The sequence below is a fragment of the Sporosarcina sp. FSL W7-1283 genome (assembly GCF_038003105.1).
In the GTDB taxonomy this organism is placed as follows: Bacteria; Bacillota; Bacilli; order Bacillales_A; family Planococcaceae; genus Sporosarcina; species Sporosarcina newyorkensis.
The window spans coordinates 1872449-1888336 of record NZ_JBBOOL010000001.1; the positions used below are offsets into that span (position 1 = coordinate 1872449).

Annotated in this window: 15 protein-coding genes and 1 riboswitch; of the genes, 3 read left to right on the forward strand and 12 right to left on the reverse strand. The window is 37.2% G+C overall.

The genetic code is table 11. The features are described from left to right. Positions 1–75 precede the first annotated feature (75 nt). From MKY93_RS09215 to MKY93_RS09235, 5 genes are all read right to left on the reverse strand, one after another. The gene (locus MKY93_RS09215; protein WP_340758870.1) at positions 76–462 is read right to left on the reverse strand and encodes a hypothetical protein; all 387 of its coding nucleotides are present in this window, start codon (positions 460–462) and stop codon (positions 76–78) included. A gap of 108 nt (positions 463–570) precedes the next feature. Beyond that, positions 571–1209, reverse strand: a complete 639-nt coding sequence (locus tag MKY93_RS09220; RefSeq protein ID WP_340758871.1) for a M23 family metallopeptidase — start codon at positions 1207–1209, stop codon at positions 571–573. Beyond that, on the reverse strand, positions 1155–1559 hold the full coding sequence (locus MKY93_RS09225; protein WP_340758872.1) for a hypothetical protein: 405 nt from the start codon (positions 1557–1559) through the stop codon (positions 1155–1157). The genes MKY93_RS09220 and MKY93_RS09225 overlap by 55 nt, the downstream gene beginning before the upstream one ends. A 619-nt stretch (positions 1560–2178) precedes the next feature. Next, the gene (locus MKY93_RS09230; RefSeq protein ID WP_078816687.1) at positions 2179–3474 is read right to left on the reverse strand and encodes an NCS2 family permease; all 1296 of its coding nucleotides are present in this window, start codon (positions 3472–3474) and stop codon (positions 2179–2181) included. Positions 3475–3624: 150 nt separating this feature from the next. Beyond that, positions 3625–3724: riboswitch (purine riboswitch) on the reverse strand. Between the two features lie 290 nt (positions 3725–4014). Next, positions 4015–4401 carry a hypothetical protein gene (locus MKY93_RS09235; RefSeq protein ID WP_340758873.1) on the reverse strand — a complete coding sequence of 129 codons (387 nt, stop codon included), beginning with the start codon at positions 4399–4401 and terminating at the stop codon, positions 4015–4017. 356 nt (positions 4402–4757) lie between these two features. On the opposite strand from MKY93_RS09235, the gene murJ reads away from it, so the two are divergent. Then, the gene (gene murJ / locus MKY93_RS09240; RefSeq protein ID WP_340758874.1) at positions 4758–6041 is read left to right on the forward strand and encodes a murein biosynthesis integral membrane protein MurJ; all 1284 of its coding nucleotides are present in this window, start codon (positions 4758–4760) and stop codon (positions 6039–6041) included. Between the two features lie 285 nt (positions 6042–6326). Here murJ and MKY93_RS09245 read toward each other — a convergent pair whose 3' ends face one another. Beyond that, positions 6327–6728 carry a MutS-related protein gene (locus tag MKY93_RS09245; protein ID WP_340760924.1) on the reverse strand — a complete coding sequence of 134 codons (402 nt, stop codon included), beginning with the start codon at positions 6726–6728 and terminating at the stop codon, positions 6327–6329. Between the two features lie 114 nt (positions 6729–6842). On the opposite strand from MKY93_RS09245, the gene MKY93_RS09250 reads away from it, so the two are divergent. After that, positions 6843–7106 (forward strand): hypothetical protein, encoded by a 264-nt coding sequence (locus MKY93_RS09250; RefSeq protein ID WP_040758089.1) that lies wholly within the window; start codon positions 6843–6845, stop codon positions 7104–7106. Positions 7107–7425: 319 nt separating this feature from the next. Here MKY93_RS09250 and MKY93_RS09255 read toward each other — a convergent pair whose 3' ends face one another. The 4 genes from MKY93_RS09255 to MKY93_RS09270 all read right to left on the reverse strand — a co-directional run bounded on the left by MKY93_RS09255 (position 7426) and on the right by MKY93_RS09270 (position 10570). Beyond that, complete coding sequence (locus MKY93_RS09255) at positions 7426–8220, reverse strand: MerR family transcriptional regulator (protein WP_078816692.1); 795 nt, start codon at positions 8218–8220, stop codon at positions 7426–7428. A 244-nt stretch (positions 8221–8464) separates the two neighbouring features. Continuing rightward, positions 8465–8860, reverse strand: coding sequence for a VOC family protein (locus MKY93_RS09260; protein ID WP_009496559.1), 396 nt, complete (start codon positions 8858–8860; stop codon positions 8465–8467). A gap of 226 nt (positions 8861–9086) precedes the next feature. After that, entirely contained in the window at positions 9087–9302 is a 216-nt protein-coding gene (locus tag MKY93_RS09265) for a hypothetical protein (RefSeq protein WP_078816694.1), read from the reverse strand. A 107-nt stretch (positions 9303–9409) separates the two neighbouring features. Continuing rightward, positions 9410–10570 (reverse strand): VanZ family protein, encoded by a 1161-nt coding sequence (locus tag MKY93_RS09270; RefSeq protein ID WP_340758875.1) that lies wholly within the window; start codon positions 10568–10570, stop codon positions 9410–9412. Positions 10571–11313: 743 nt separating this feature from the next. Here MKY93_RS09270 and MKY93_RS09275 point away from each other — a divergent pair. Then, positions 11314–13215 carry an endonuclease MutS2 gene (locus MKY93_RS09275; protein ID WP_340758876.1) on the forward strand — a complete coding sequence of 634 codons (1902 nt, stop codon included), beginning with the start codon at positions 11314–11316 and terminating at the stop codon, positions 13213–13215. 222 nt (positions 13216–13437) lie between these two features. Here the strand turns inward: MKY93_RS09275 and MKY93_RS09280 are convergent, their stop codons facing one another. Both MKY93_RS09280 and MKY93_RS09285 read right to left on the reverse strand, forming a co-directional pair. Next, positions 13438–14433 carry a zinc-dependent alcohol dehydrogenase family protein gene (locus tag MKY93_RS09280; RefSeq protein WP_340760925.1) on the reverse strand — a complete coding sequence of 332 codons (996 nt, stop codon included), beginning with the start codon at positions 14431–14433 and terminating at the stop codon, positions 13438–13440. A gap of 329 nt (positions 14434–14762) precedes the next feature. Then, positions 14763–15812 carry an alpha/beta fold hydrolase gene (locus MKY93_RS09285; RefSeq protein ID WP_445683486.1) on the reverse strand — a complete coding sequence of 350 codons (1050 nt, stop codon included), beginning with the start codon at positions 15810–15812 and terminating at the stop codon, positions 14763–14765. Positions 15813–15888: the final 76 nt, after the last annotated feature.

Here is a 15888-nt window from a genome sequence, read left to right on the forward strand (position 1 = left end):
TTCCAGCAATATCGTCTTTATCTATAGCATTGGCGCTATTCCCTACGTCAGATTAGCGCCCGAGAAGGACTATAGTTATTTTTTAAAACTATCTAGCAACGTGTACCCGAAAACGATTCCTGCTACTGTTACGAGGGTTTGACTGCCGATTAATAGTAAAAGTACAACAGGCACGATTGCTAAGTAAGATAAAATATACAGAACTACTATTAATAGAGCCGGCAATGCAACTGCAAGAAATTTAGTCCAATCGAACGTCCATTTTTTATTTTCCTTTATTTTAATAATCAGTTGTGGTAACCGGAATAGCATCCCTAGTACAATAGGGAAAATTGCAGAAAACGGAACAACCGGAAGGATATTAAAATTCATGCTTGCCGTTTCTTTTAACTGGAACTCCCACTTCATTCCTAATAGACCAATCCCAATGGTCCAAGCAAAATAGTAAAAGAAACGTTTCATTAAAATCGCCTCCCTTTGTTTTTTAGAATAAAGCTTAATTGATGGGTCTCGTCGCTTTTGATACGAGAATAATTTCCTTCCAATCAAACTATCAACCAAGGTTACTGTTCACGACTTGAAATAAGAAACGATTAGGCGAGGTATGAAAAGTAAAATATCCGACAAGGTGAAGGCCATCTCGGCTTTATCCAAACTGTCCAGCTTCTGTTCTTTTATAGCAGCCGAAAAATTCACGAGATCTCCTTGGATGGGCTCTTTGCCGTTATGATATTTCATGCGAATCGACTGCCCTTTTGAAATAGAAGCATTGTCCATTACCTGGAAGTGGATATGAGGTTCCGAAGAATTTCCCGAGTTGCCGCACAGTCCAATCAATTCACCGGTTTTAACATTTGCACCTTCTTGTACAGTAATACTATACCTTTTCAAGTGCGCGATTAGACTATATTCATTTACGTCATGCTTAATAATTACATAATTACCTATAAAGGCCTCTTCATTCATCTCTCCCGGAATATTATCACGTATGGTATTCTCGATTTTTATAACTTTTCCATCATTAGGAGCATACACACTCTTTGAAAATGCATGGAAGTTTTCATTTTTCAGTCGATTGTTGCTGAAAGTTTCTCCATTGTGAGTAATAACCAAATCATAGGCATATCTCTGATTTTCATATACATAATGATAGTTCAAGAATTCATTGGCGCCTCCCCAAAAGACCGTCCACTCTTCTTTAACCGGCATCGTATAAGTTTGCTTCGAATAAACTGCATCGGTTTGAGGTACTTTGCATACGGTTTAATTAGCAATCTGTGGATTTGGTTTTCCTCATCAAAATATACAGATATAGCTTTACGTTCAGCAGCATCCACCCAAATATAATGTGTGAGCGGGCCAAATTGAGCAGTGAATTTCACTGAATAACTTGTCACATTTTCATTAAAGCTAGTGATTAGTTCCTCAAATTGATCGGCTGTAGTCAGTCTTTGAAAGTCTTTTATACATTGTTTGTAAATCAACTCGCTGTCACCATTAAGAAATAAAAGACCAAAATTAGTAGGCGTTACACAATCAACACTAGATTTCTCAACCAATAAACTCATTTCCTTCCTGGCAATTTTTTCTTAGACGATCCAATCATTTTAATGAAGCGTTTACATTTCAGTTAGTGTACTTGTTTACTTAATATAGATCATTGAATAACCTTCAATAATTCCCCAATCACTCCTTGATCGCTTTCATATCTTTTATTGAAATTCTGAAAATCGTCTCTTCCTTTTTCAATCTTAATTTACTGATATACGTAACTAAAAGTATAACCAAGAATAGCAAAGCCACGTGTTTTTTAAAACTTTTATCCTAACTGACCCATTCCTACCTACTAGTGATACGGGAAACACCGAGTAAAGGTTTCCTAATCTTATCCGTTAGTTGAACTATCACCACATTGGCCGTTAACTTAATTGAATCAAACTGATGCAAACGACAAGAAATATCCCTGTAAAAACTATTGAAATAAAATTATTTAATAATCTTACTTACAATAGGATTTCTAAGTTATCTATGAGGTAAAAAAAGCCATAGATTAGCTGAACTAACCTATGTCTTCTATGGTTGAAATCCATTAATTTCGTTGCCTAAAAAGAATGGAGGTCATTATGTTCCTTCAGGCGTCGCTCTCTATCTCCCCGCAACTGCATTCTCCTTGTACTCCTACACGATAAAAGCAAAGTATAAAAGGAATAACAGGCAGAGCACATACATCATTGGATGCACTTGTTTAGAACGCTTTTGTGCGACTAAACAAATTGGATACAGAACAAAACCTAACCCAATTCCGATGACCACACTGGAAGTTAGCGGCATCATAATAATTGTTAAAAATGACGGGATCACGATTTCTAACTTTGTCCAGTTGATTCTACGGATTTCCATGGCCATTAGTGCACCTACAATAATTAATGCAGCTGATGTCACTTCCACTGAAATAACGTGAACAAGTGGTGAGAAGAATAAAGCAACGACAAAACAAGCAGCAATCACGACAGAGGTAAAGCCGGTTTTTCCTCCGACAGCAATACCAGCTGAAGATTCAACGCTGGTCGCAGGTGTTGATGTACCTAAAACAGCGCCAATTACACCCGCAGCCGAATCGGCAAGCAAGCCTTTACCGATATTCGGAATCCTATTGTCTTTCATCATGCCTGCTTGACTCGTTAAGCCAATTAATGCACCCGCTGTATCAAAAAAGGCTACAATTAAGAACGTGAAAATAACTGTCAGGAGCTCTGGCGTGAAAATCTCATCTAAATGGCCAAACACAACACCAAATGTTGGTTCCATGCTCGGGATACTGCCAACCATCGATGCAGGCACTTCGATTAATCCGAAAATCATACCAACAATCGTTGTAATAACCATACCGTAGAAAATACCGCCATTAATGCCGCGTACTAACATAATAATCGTCAGAATAAGACCTAGAACAGCTAGTAGTGTCATCGGTGACGTTAAATCGCCAATCGACACAATTGTATCTGGATTACCGACCACAATGCCACCATTTTTTAACCCGACAAATGTGATAAAGAATCCAATACCCGAAGCGATCGCATATTTCAAATCGATTGGGATGATATTAATAATCTTCTCTCGGATTTTAAATAAACTTAATAGCATAAAAATAATGCCGGCAACAAAAACCCCCGTTAAAGTGACTTGCCAATCAATGCCCATTCCAATACATACTGAGAAAGTAAAGAATGAGTTTAATCCCATACTCGGTGCAATGGCGATCGGGAAGTTCGCAAGTACCCCCATCAGCAGTGTGCCGATAATTGCAGTAAGCGCAGTTGCGGTGAATACAGCCCCATGATCCATTCCAGATTGACTAAGGATAATCGGATTGACGATCAAAATATAGGCAATCGATAAGAAGGTCGTAATCCCTGCGAGTGTTTCCGTTTTATAGGAAGTACCCCGTTCTGCAAATTTAAAAAAGTTTTTCATATTGGAATCTCCTATTTGCTAAATTAAAGATTGAACGGGAATGTGCCTACCTGTCATTTTAGAAATAATTCATTTATTTCCCTATAATCTAAAAAAAGCTTCGACCACTAGTTGGCCAAAGCTTTTCTACATAAAGGAAGTAAAATATACCAGTATTTTCCCATTCCTTGTAGTCAGCTAATATCGGTAGCTGGTAGAAACTTTCAAGCCATCTTCTTGAATTTATACAAGGTATATCTTTTGTTTTAAAAACAATAGGAAAATAATATCAAGTTTCATGTGAATCGTCAATGGCATAAATTGGAATTGATTTATGCCATTGACGAAGAAAAATATTCGAAACGAAACAAAAATTGATCAGATACTAGATCTACAAAAAAACTACAGTAAAACAACTGAGCACAAAAGCTGGGGAAATCTATATTACTACCCAAGCATCTAGTTATAACGTGGGTGCTTTAGCATCGGTAAGTTATTTAAAGCGATCGATTGCAGTATTATCTTCACCCTTTCTAAAACCAACATGCCATAAAAACGTATTTATGGAGTTAAATTCGATTGAGCATTTTTCATTTTCCTATACTGCCTGATATCTTCAACAACAGTAAACATAAGAACAATCCATAGAACAGGATTGGACAAAGATATTCCTACTTGGGAATCGCCCCCAAGCAATATAAATACTATAATTAAAATGAACAAATACGATGTAAGTGTAACTTGCCATGCCAAATTGAATGGCAAGGAAGATTCATTTTTAATACGATTTAAATAGAATCCAGAAAGTAAGATCATTAGAAATAGTCCAATGAAAATTGGTGTTGATAGTCGTAAAAATTTGTTTAACTCAGGAAAGAAATCATAAATCAGTAACATTGTTATAGAAAGTAGAGTGAATACAGAAAATATCCAAGCTTTATTTATCATCTCAATACTCCCCTTTAGCTTATATACGAAGGCTTGGAAGCTCTGGTTTCAACTTCGGTTTACCCATTTACCAAAACTCTAATTCATATATATATTACCAGAAATAGTTCCCTTTCTCTCTCACTTATTGGAAATAAATAGATGGCTACCAGACTTAATAAAAATTCAGCTAACAACTTTCTGATGTCAACTACAAATTTCCCCAACTTTACGAAAGGAAAAAGATGGGCATGCAAGACAATTCTGATATAATCTATGGAACAGCTGTGTAAATGAAAGTCGCACAGTATTTGCATGACGATACATAGGAGACTTGCCGTTAATTTTGTCCCTTCAAGAAAGGCTAGGTTGTGTCAATGAGTAAAATAATGAAAGTTGTTGGGGCCGTTGCTATCATAAATATACTGGCCAGGTTGCTTGGTTTTTATAGGGAAATTGTGATAACGAATCAGTATGGAACGTCGAACACAGCGGATGCCATTGCAACAGCGTATACGATTCCAAATTTTATTTATCTTGTGGTGGGTGGTGGATTGACGACAGCATTTATATCTGTCTATCATTCAACGACATCTGATAAAGCCTTGTATGTTCGAAAGTCGCTTACAACTGTTCTTGCAACTGCAATTTCCGTAACTGCTGTATTAATCATCTTTGTAGATCCGACTTTGAAACTGTTCTTCAAAAACCGGGGTCCTGAAGAATATGCATTGTTACGCACCCTATATCTCTGGATGATGCCGTCCTCAATTATTTTAGTCCTATCCACGTGGATGAGCGGGGTACTGAACGTAAACGGGAAATACAGCCTGTCGAGTATTGCGGTTCTTCTATACAATACAGCCTTTGTCGGAATTGCTGTCTTATTAACCAGTTATTTCGGCCCTGAATCATTTGGGATTGGTGCATTATGTGGTGCACTGTTGATGGGCGGATTTCTTTATACAGGACTTCGGAGATCAAAACTCTATTCGTTGAAACCATCTTTTGGTATGACGGAAGATATGAAGAGGTTATGGGTGATCGCTTTGCCGATACTGTTTGGCGGAGCTTCGTTACAATTCTATATTCTCATTTATCGGATTGTATCTGAGCGTTTTGGAGAAGGAGTGATTACTTCAGTTAACATTGCTTCGAAGTCGACCGGTTTACCGCAAGCGATCTTGATGACTGCGGTGACAACCGTCATCTATCCTCTTCTTAGTAAAAAAGAGGGAGAAGGCAACATCGAGACAATCCGTGCACTTTATAAAAAAGGAATGATTTATCTATTTGCATTACTTGTTCCGGCAACAGTTGTCGCTTACGTCTTTGCAGAACCGCTAATAAGTCTCGTTTTTGAACGTAGAGAATTCACAAGAGAATCCGTCTTATTGACAGTACCTATATTTCGTGCATTTTCTCTGTCAATGTTTTTCCTTGCAGCCAATACCTTCATCACTCGATTCTACTATGCAAAAGCCAGTTCGATGGTGCCGGTACTATTTAGCGTGATTAGCGTCTTCGGCATTAATGTAGCAGTTATTTATTTGATGATGGACTCATTTGGTGCGTCGTCAATTGCTTATGGTACGGTTATTAGTGCTGCGGCAAACTTCGTGATGCTCGTTGTATATGCGAGGGTAAAGTGGAAATTATAATTGGAGAGATTCTTTTTTGTTTTCTAATAGATGAATAAAGTAATTTGCAGTGTACACTCATTTACTTGATAAGGGATACAATGGAACGACCCACAGGCTGTTCCATTGTGGTTTTCTCAAAGATACTCTTTAATTCTTCCCCCTTAATCTTCTGATATATGTAATTAAAAGTATAACTAAGAATAGAAATGCCACAGTAGACACGATCCCATGTCTGATATAATTCTTTTTACAAAAACATCGAGTGAAGATTTCATAATCGTTGAACTGCCACCATTCTACTTGTTAACTCAATTGAGTTAATCTGTTACTGATCTTTTCCCATTCATGCACATCAGTGAAATGCCGTGCCATCTCATTTGCCTGAGTAGTTACACTTTCAGGGGAATCTAGAACCTCCAGCAGTTTGATGGCATTCCTAGTTGTGGAAGGTCCGTCGTGAACTTTATAGTCAAATAATACTTTACCGTCTTCAATCGATTCTCTGAAATGGTAATTGCAATACAACTCCCCTGCAATTTCTGTTAACTCACTATCATGCGATGCGATGACAGCCATTCCTTGGTTTACAGATAGCCATTCCATGATTGCAGCCGATGCGGAGATTCTTTCAATCGTATTTGTTCCTTTTAAAATCTCGTCAATAAATAAAATGATTGGTTTCTGTTCTTTACTAAGCTTATTGATTCTTTTAAGTGCTCAAAAAACAATCTCTCTAGTTTTCTTCTTTATCGCTGTTAGTGCACATCTGTTTGTGTTACGATTTTTATACGATAAAAAGATGAGAAAAAGGTGAATAGAGTGGATATATTAGTTCCAATTGGGATTGGTTTTGGTAGTAACCTGATTATTTACCTTATAGTTTTGGGCATTTTAAAGGATAAAAAAAGAGCAACTAGTTCAACAGTCATTTCAACGATCTTATTAATTGTCGCTTCTTTTATAATTGGCAGATGGCTTGGAATGGGATTGCTTGTGATAAGTTTTGGAATGTTAATAGCCGCATTTTTTTTCCGCGTGATAAACTCACTAACGGATTCAGAGAATAACGCAAAAAAGAGTTAGTCTTGTTTAGGAATTAAAAATAAAAATAAAGCACAATATAAAGTGCTTCACTTGTATCTACTGGTATGAATAGTTTATTCCATATCCAAGAACATAGGTTTGTGTATATTTGCTTGAATAAAGAAAGTATGTGCTCTATAATCTATTTTACCACTTAAGAAGTCAGAATAAATCCAATATTAATATTTAATATACAGCTATCACAATTACATATACGAAAAGAGTAAATAGACGCTACTCTTTAGTAAAGAATAGCGTCTTTTTACTTTGGAAGGAATCAATTTAGAATTTCTTGAATGAAGGATTGCACGTGTGCCTATTATTCTTGGTCAACATTTTCACCATATAACGCTTTAATCGACTTTGCTATTGCTTCCAAAAAGGCTTCCTCTTCCTGTGTCAGAATGGTAGGAAACGTAAAATTCACACTATCAGCTTTCATTGATTCTTGTGCTTTCTGCATTTGTTTTGCCAATTCCTCTTTGTCACCTACATGTTTCATTGCAATCTCGGATAATTTTACGGCCACTTCAAACGCTTCAGGTGAATGTGGAGATACCCCATCCCTCATCAATTGCTTGATTGTCGATAACCAATCTAGCATTTCAATATCCATTTGAGCTCGCTGCTCTTTCGGAAGGGAAACAAATTGTTCAGCCACGTCTTCTGGATAGTATTCTTTCACCCATTCTAGTTGATCTTGTTCATTTTCCATCTTAAAAAGAAGGGAACTTAACACTTTCCATGTAATGGGCTTTCCTTCTTTCAAAAGAAATTGTACATGCTCAACTGCTTCGATGGATCGATTTAACTCATCTCTCTTTTCCGTTAGGAGTGCATGCTGCCAGGGCAATGACTTTTCAAGTTGTTGAGATGTGTCTGAGTCGTTATCAATTAAGTTTTTGATTTCCTGTAACGAGTATCCTAAAAACTTCAAGGACTGGATTTGCTGCAGTTTCGTTAACTCTTTAAACCCATACAACTTGTGACCAGAGGCATTTTGCTTTGTTGGTATCAGTAATTCTAATTTCTCGTAAAATCTTAACGTTCTAACCGTTGTTGTGGTACGCTTTCCAAATTCACTAATTGTGAAAGCATATTCTTCAGTATCCATAAAACTATCCCTCCATTACTATTGGTGTAACTTTAGTTTAACGTGTGACGTAAGGGAAGGGGCAAGCTAAAAATAATTAGAATTAAAAAATCCCCCCTGTGATGTGAAGAGTTCAGGAGGGATTTCGTCATAATTAGATGAAAGATCTTTTAAATTTCGTTCTTTGACTTTATTTACATGTTGAAAATTTCTTAACAAACATCATGACTGATTGTCCAATGTATTTTAAACACAAGTAAATTGTCTACTTTGTAAAGTTAAGTTCCCACGTTATCCCATTTCTATCTGTGACAATAGCGTGTTTCGCCCCCCAGAATGTGTCTTGGAGCTCCATTTTAATTTCTCCATCCTTGGCCAACTCTTCATAGACGTTGGTAATTTCCTCTTCACTTTCAAGATCAGGACCAAGCAAAATGCTAGTACCTTGTACGGTTTCCTCACCAAAAACGTCAGCCATATACAAAATACAATTTTCGTTAATATGTAATTCAGCATGAATGTACTTACCTTCATACCCCTTGAACATTTCAATGCCATCCGATAACTGGGTGTTTTTTATTTCTCCGCCAAAAACTTTTTTATAGTACTCAATTTCTTCTTTACAATTTTTAATCCTTAAATGTGGTACAATTCTTTTCATTTTAATTCCTCCCTATTTTTGTTTGGTACCTATGCAAGTTTCGTTTATAACAATTCAACTACACTTGTGCTTGATGCTTAACTACAAGGTGTCATCTCTGTCGATTACACGCCTATGTCAAGTCTGTTTGCCCACGGCAAGAAAAATAACATGATCAAATTACTGTCTTAATTCAGGTAGCTGTAAAAAAACTCCTTCTATAAGTACTGTCGAACCAGGCAGAATTTCAATTTCTTTCCGTATAGCCATCCGTTTCCTTATTATGTAGCTCGATTATCCGCTTCAACTTTCCGCCTTTTCTTAGTAGTTCCTGTAGCTCGTTGATCAAATCAATATACACCTTTGGCAACTTCACTTTTAACTTCTGATCTGGAGCTATATTCTGACTAATACTTTTAGCTCCAGTTTCAATGGCAAAATCTTTTGCTTTCTGTAAGGGCAATTCCCCTAGTTTTGATACGCTATTCAGATCTTCAATTGTAGCATTAACATGTAGGATGTCTGTGCGTCAAACTATTATGTTTGTTTTTTACACAGGCACCCTATAAATTAGATGTATTTATTCCTTTCGCCATCCATTCTCTTCCCCATCCGCTCAACCATAACACCGGCATAGCGGTTATAAAACGGCATGTCATCTTTTTTCCCCCACCTGACGAGGAGATGCCCGATAAACACTAGCCAGACAAGCAAGGAAAATCCAGCCAGCCCAAAAGCAGCTAGGTTTAGAATGATGTCATCTTTCATTTCTGAAGTCAAGACTCTACTGGTTGCGGAAAATAAAAACGGCATATACAAAATCCAAAATCGTCGATTGTATCTCCTAAATTGACTTCCTTTTATTGCTATAAGCCGGGCACGAATGATTTTTCCGCCGATTGTCTGTCCCCTCCAAACTGCCGGAAGGATAACGATCAAGAAATAAAAGGCAACGGCAAAAATGAGGGCCTTGCCCAATGTACTCGTCGGCGCAAACAATGGACTTATGAGATTAGCGAGCAGTTTAGCTACCATCACATTTAACAGCACTTCAAACAACTGCGCGCCAAATGTCGCCTGCTGCTGTCCATCGTAAAACTGTTCTTGCCTGTCCAAGGCATCTTTCGACGGAATGAACATCAGAAAAAGCGGGGCAATCAAGAAACCCAGAACGGCGCCGGCTGTATTCGCCAGTAAATCATCAACATCAAACACACGATAAGGGCAGGCAAACAGGTCGAATACAGCGGTTCGCTGAGTGATTTCAAAAAACAGCGAAACGCCTAACCCCATCAATGCAGCGTATTGCCACTTTTCCCTATTCTTAAAGAAGTACCGTATATAGACACCTAACGGAAATAGCAGAAGAACATTGAAAAATCGGACATAAAAAGAAGGTGCCGACAGCAAATTAGCATACGTAGAAGGAACAATCCAATAGAAATTAACTTCCCGCTGAATATCCCGGATAAATTGGAACGGACGCGTTTGGACAAGAATCTTGCCGGGCGGAACTTCTCCGCAGTTTTGAAAACTGAAAGGCATCGGAAAAATGACTAAAAAGTACGCACTTAAGCTGTAAAAAATAAAACTGACAAGAAGTGCCGTTTTCCAAAAGCTGAAATACCCGTACTTGCGGTATTGAAAAATGGAAAATGGCAATGTCAGCAATACGGCAAGGAACACAAAAACGACGCCGGCAATGAAAATAGGCATTAGATAGGATTGCATTGTTTATCCCTCTTTTATTTGTAGTGTGAACGCCAAGAACAGCTTATTAAGTACATACCCTTTTTCATTTAAGAAACGCAATGGTTGGTAGAATGATTTTAAATTCATTGCAAGCCATATTATTAATGTTGTAAACAATACTGGCGCATCCTTCAAAGCCTTCGGGTATATAAAATGCTTCGTCAAATGGCCTTGATACCCACCAATCTTCGTTGTAAGGTTGAAATGTATTTAATAAATCTTCTGTGTTTTCATACCGGAAAGCATTTATTACAGAACTTGTCGTGCGCGCCCGTTTGTGTAAGAACGTTTACGAAATATTTGACATTCTTTACATATCGCTTTCGACTAAGTATAATAGACCTGTAAAGTCGATTTCAATGAGCATTTCAATTATATACAAGAGGTGAATTTTGTGAGTGCGGTAGTTTCTAAATAAGAAAACATTATAGGAAATAAGGAAGTATTAACAACAGGGGATTTCAGTTAGTTTCACGCCCCTTATTTTGTTGTAGACTTATTTCCACTTATGAAGATACCTACCATACTTTACAAAAAAGTGCATCACTTCATGATTAGAACTATCGTTATTGATGGTTTTATTTATGTATTTTATTTTTGCATTGTAAACGTAAGCTGCGGTGGATACTGCAGCTTTTTTATATTTATATTCAACTCATTGAAATTTCCTGCTAGGTTTCTTCATTGCTGATCTATTCATCACATGGAGGAGAATGAAAAACATGAATGAAAGTACTTTTGAAAAATTACAGTATAACGAACTAAAAGAGATCATAAAATCTTATTGTGTTAGCGGACTAGGCAAACAACTATTTGATAAATTAATTCCAAGTTCTAACTTAAAAGTAGTCAAACATCGATTAAATGAAACATCTGAAGCACGTGCCATTCTGGATGCAGGTGGTAACGTACCTCTCATGGGTGTTTCCAACATTGAACATACAATTGACAAATTGGAAAAGGGCATAATTTTAACTCCATCAGAGCTTTTAAGTATTTCCGATTTTTTAAGAGGTTGCCGAAAAATAAAAGTTTTCATGTCCAGTAAAGAATTTTTTGCTCCGACATTATCGTCCTATGTCAATTCCATGACAGAATTCATGTCGGTAGAAGAGGATATTAACTTTTCTATAAAAAATAATCAGATTGACTCGGATGCCAGTAAAGAACTCAAACGTGTTCGTCATCATATCCAAACAACCGAACAAAAAATAAAGGAACGATTAAATAAATTTCTCAACAGTAGCACAAACAGAAATTATATTCAGGAATTTATAATAAGTATCAAGAATGGTCACTATACCATACCAATTAAATCCTCCTACAAAAATCAAATACAGGGAACTATCATTGAAATATCATCCAAAGGTTTGACAGTCTTTATGGAACCTAGTGTGGTGGGAAAATTAAGTGTTGAATTAGCAACATTAAAATCCGAAGAGGCCATGTTGGAATATCAAATACTAGCTACTTTAACAGGGTTAGTGACTGAAAACCTTCAAGCCATTCATATTAATATTGAGCTTATATCCCAGTATGATATGATTTTTGCTAAAGCTAAATACAGCAAACATGTGGATGGAATTGAGCCAAACATAAACGATTATGGGAATATAAAATTAATAAATTGCAAGCATCCATTACTATCGGGTCATGTTATACCGCTACAGTTTCAGATTGGGAGCGATTATCGCAGCTTAATCATAACTGGACCTAATGCCGGTGGAAAAACAATCGTGCTGAAGACAATTGGCCTTGTTACTTTGGCAACTATGTCTGGGTTCCATATTACCGCTTCGAAAGAAACCGAAATTGCAGTATTTGAGCGTATGTTTGTCGATATCGGTGACAATCAGAGTTTAGAAAATGCACTTAGCACGTTCTCTTCTCACATGAAGAACTTATCAGAGATACTTCGATCAGTAAATAACAATACCCTGTTACTATTTGACGAGATCGGCAGCGGAACAGAACCAAATGAAGGAGCAGCATTAGCAATCTCCCTCTTAGAAGAGTTTTATCTTAAAGGATGTATTACCGTTGCAACAACGCATTATGGAGAAATAAAACGTTTTTCCGAAATGCATAGTGACTTTATGAACGCCGCTATGCAATTTAATAATGAAACATTGAATCCATTATTTAAACTTCTCATCGGGCAGTCTGGGGATAGTAATGCTTTATGGATCTCTAGAAAAATGAATGTTCCTGAAAATGTTCTAAAAAGAGCAGAGGATTATATGAAAAATAAAGAATATAGCTTGGAACGATTAAATGAAAGCAAAATTCTAAAGCCAAAAACAGAGGTTGAGAAAGTTAAAAATAATATCGACTATCAAAAAGGAGACCGGGTAAAACTGCTTGACCACGATGACTTTGGAATAGTGTATAAAGAAAAGGACAACTATTCTAACGTTACTGTGTATTATCAAAATCAATTTATTGAAGTAAACGGAAAACGCTTGGTATTAGAATTAAAAGCTGAAGAGTTATATCCAGAGGGCTATGACTTAGACACTTTATTCATTGACTACAATACTAGAAAACTAAATCATGATATAGAGCGAGGATCGAAAAAAGCACTTCGTAAAATCCAGAAAGAAATTCGAAATAATAATAAGTAAACAAAAGATTCCCACTTTTATACGAAGGTGGGAATCTTTTGTACGTTAACACGCCTGCCGATTAACCACATATTGGAAGCTCTCATCCCCATCTTTCTCTAAATGTTTTTTCTCAATACTTCCATCGGTATAGATACCATTACTGTTTCCCCTATCTTATTGTTCTTTTGGGTTTTATTTAGTTTTTTAAACTCTTTAAAAGTATCGTTGTTTTTTATAAAATTACGTCCTATTTGTTAAAAAGACCTTGCCTTTACCTTTTTCGGAAGTTTCTACGACACGAACCGCTTCTTTTACTTTTACTAAATCATAGTGAGAGTCCATTTCCGTCAGTCTTAATTGGTTATCATTTAGTAATGTCAGTAAATGATTGAATGTTTCTTGCCACGTATCCGTTGAAACATTTTTATTCCAATGCCGCAAGTGAAAAATGTTCGCGTGTACTTTTGCTTTTTTTACAATATCTGCCCAGTTTACTTGGATTCCTGATAACAGGCCAATCGTTAAAAACTTTCCATTAGGACGTACACAAAAAGCCAATTCGTTTCCAGATGATCCGCCTACAGAGTCAACAGCAGCATCTGCACCGCATCCGTTGGTCAGCTCCATCACCATCTTTTGTAGAGGGGTTTCTGCTGTATTGATGACATCAGTAGCGCCCAGATCAAGTAGTTGTTCTGTATAGACGTTATTTCGCGTCACCGCAATCAAACGAAAACCCAAGACCTTCGATAATTGAGCAAAAATATGCCCGATGGAAGAACCGCATGCATTCACCAATAACGTATCATTCGGTTTTAATTGTAAAACTTCTGTACTCACAATCCACGCGGTAAGTGGATTGATGTACATCTGCGCAGCCGTAAAATTATCGATAGAATCAGGGATAGGCACTGCCCATTCCGCTGCTGTTTTGACGTATTCCTGCCAAGTACCTTCCCCGCGCAAAGGTAACACGCGCTTGCCAATAAGATGTTGAGAAACGGAAGCGCCTACATCTTCCACAATGCCGACACCTTCATACCCCGGTATATTAGGTAAAGAAATTCGATGAGCATACGCTCCTCTAATTGGGATTAAGTCAGATGGGTTAATAGGACGTGCTAACATCCGAACAAACACTTCATGGTCCTTCGGCGGTTCGATCCTTTTATGTTCAATTTTCAATACGTCTAAAGGACTTCCAAACTCGTGAAATGTAATACATTTTGCATCCAATTCAATGAGACCTCCTTCATTTACGGTACTTAGCGCGCTGAAGATGATCTGAAAATTACCTACATTAGTTTCGATCAAGTCTCTCTTTTGTAGCTACTGAAATAAATTGAATAAGAAATCAGCTATGTATGTTTCCAGTAATGCGGCTAGCAGAATGATCGGTAAAACAAAATAAACATATGTTTTTCCAGTGGTCAAGAGTCTTTTTTCTAAGCGATATACTGATCTTATCCTTACAGATCAGAATGATTCTCCTTCACGTGTGCACAGATCATAGAACGATTCGATTGCGGCATGGATAATGATTTTGCTAAGGATTGTTAAGCTTATTACTTAGTTTCATTAATAAATGTATCAGACATCCATTCATGAAATTTCTCTTTTTCTTCAAGATGCGGGTAATGAGCTGATTTCTCAAAAGGGACAAAATACTTGGATTCGGCTTCTATCGTATCGAAATACTTTTTTGCTGCATTTGATGTAGTCATATAATCATCTGTACCCATGACGAAATAGAAAGGGATTTCAAGTTTTGTCACAATTTCCGGCAATGGATTTTCCAGCATATGGCCTACTAACTTCTCTTGAGAGTACCCCATTCCCATATTGTAGCGAATAACATCCAACAAATTATATTCATTGCTAAATAAAACTCTAATATTATTGCCATCAGGATGATCAATTTGTTTTGTGGATCCGCCATATTTCATCACGTATTCTCTCGGAGTGACCATTTCGCCATTTTCAATTTGCTCTGTTATCCCTTGTAAATACTCCACATCATCAAGATTTCCCGCTTTTTCAGCTTGCGCGATACAGTAAGCCAAACTTTCTTTCTCACTTTCGAGTGTATCACCCATCTGCCCAATCCCAATATACGCTTTATATTTCTCAGGAGATTTATTGGCTGCTTGCATGCCAATGTATGTACCTGACGAATGAGCCGCAAGGATGACTTTTTCTTTCCCAAGACGTTCTGCTATATAGTCTGTCAACGCTAATAGGTCATTAACCAATAAATCCGTGGATAAATTGGAATAGTCCTCAAAAAAATGATACGACTTCCCGCTTGCTCTCTGGTCGTAATTCACCACAGTAAAATTTGTTTCCAATAAATCTTCATATTGAACAGCGTACGGTGTTTCAGGTGATCCAGGTCCGCCATGTACAAGAATCATAACAGGGTTATCTTTATTCGCTCCACGTATCATAATTTCATGTTCCACCCCATTTATTTCCACTTGTTCTAGTGTACTGATACTCGCATCACCTTTTATAGTGGATGTCCAGGTGGGAAAGAAAAGCGTTATCGCGAGTAATGCTGCGCTGGTGAGGGCACTATACATAAGGTATTTCATAATTTTCCTTTTACGCTTCATATCATTTTTTATTCCTTCCCGATTCAATTAATAAGTTCGGTTCTGGTACAGCCTTGTATCATCAGTTCGCCAGCAG

Coding starts and splice junctions, on each gene's coding strand:
- MKY93_RS09270 (WP_340758875.1), bottom strand. CDS start 10,570: ATGCAATCCTATCTAATGCCTATTTTCATTGCCGGCGTCGTTTTTGTG.
- MKY93_RS09285 (WP_445683486.1), bottom strand. CDS start 15,812: ATGAAGCGTAAAAGGAAAATTATGAAATACCTTATGTATAGTGCCCTC.
- MKY93_RS09275 (WP_340758876.1), top strand. CDS start 11,314: ATGAATGAAAGTACTTTTGAAAAATTACAGTATAACGAACTAAAAGAG.
- murJ (WP_340758874.1), top strand. CDS start 4,758: ATGAGTAAAATAATGAAAGTTGTTGGGGCCGTTGCTATCATAAATATA.
- MKY93_RS09235 (WP_340758873.1), bottom strand. CDS start 4,401: ATGATAAATAAAGCTTGGATATTTTCTGTATTCACTCTACTTTCTATA.
- MKY93_RS09220 (WP_340758871.1), bottom strand. CDS start 1,209: ATGCCGGTTAAAGAAGAGTGGACGGTCTTTTGGGGAGGCGCCAATGAA.
- MKY93_RS09215 (WP_340758870.1), bottom strand. CDS start 462: ATGAAACGTTTCTTTTACTATTTTGCTTGGACCATTGGGATTGGTCTA.
- MKY93_RS09255 (WP_078816692.1), bottom strand. CDS start 8,220: ATGGATACTGAAGAATATGCTTTCACAATTAGTGAATTTGGAAAGCGT.
- MKY93_RS09260 (WP_009496559.1), bottom strand. CDS start 8,860: ATGAAAAGAATTGTACCACATTTAAGGATTAAAAATTGTAAAGAAGAA.
- MKY93_RS09230 (WP_078816687.1), bottom strand. CDS start 3,474: ATGAAAAACTTTTTTAAATTTGCAGAACGGGGTACTTCCTATAAAACG.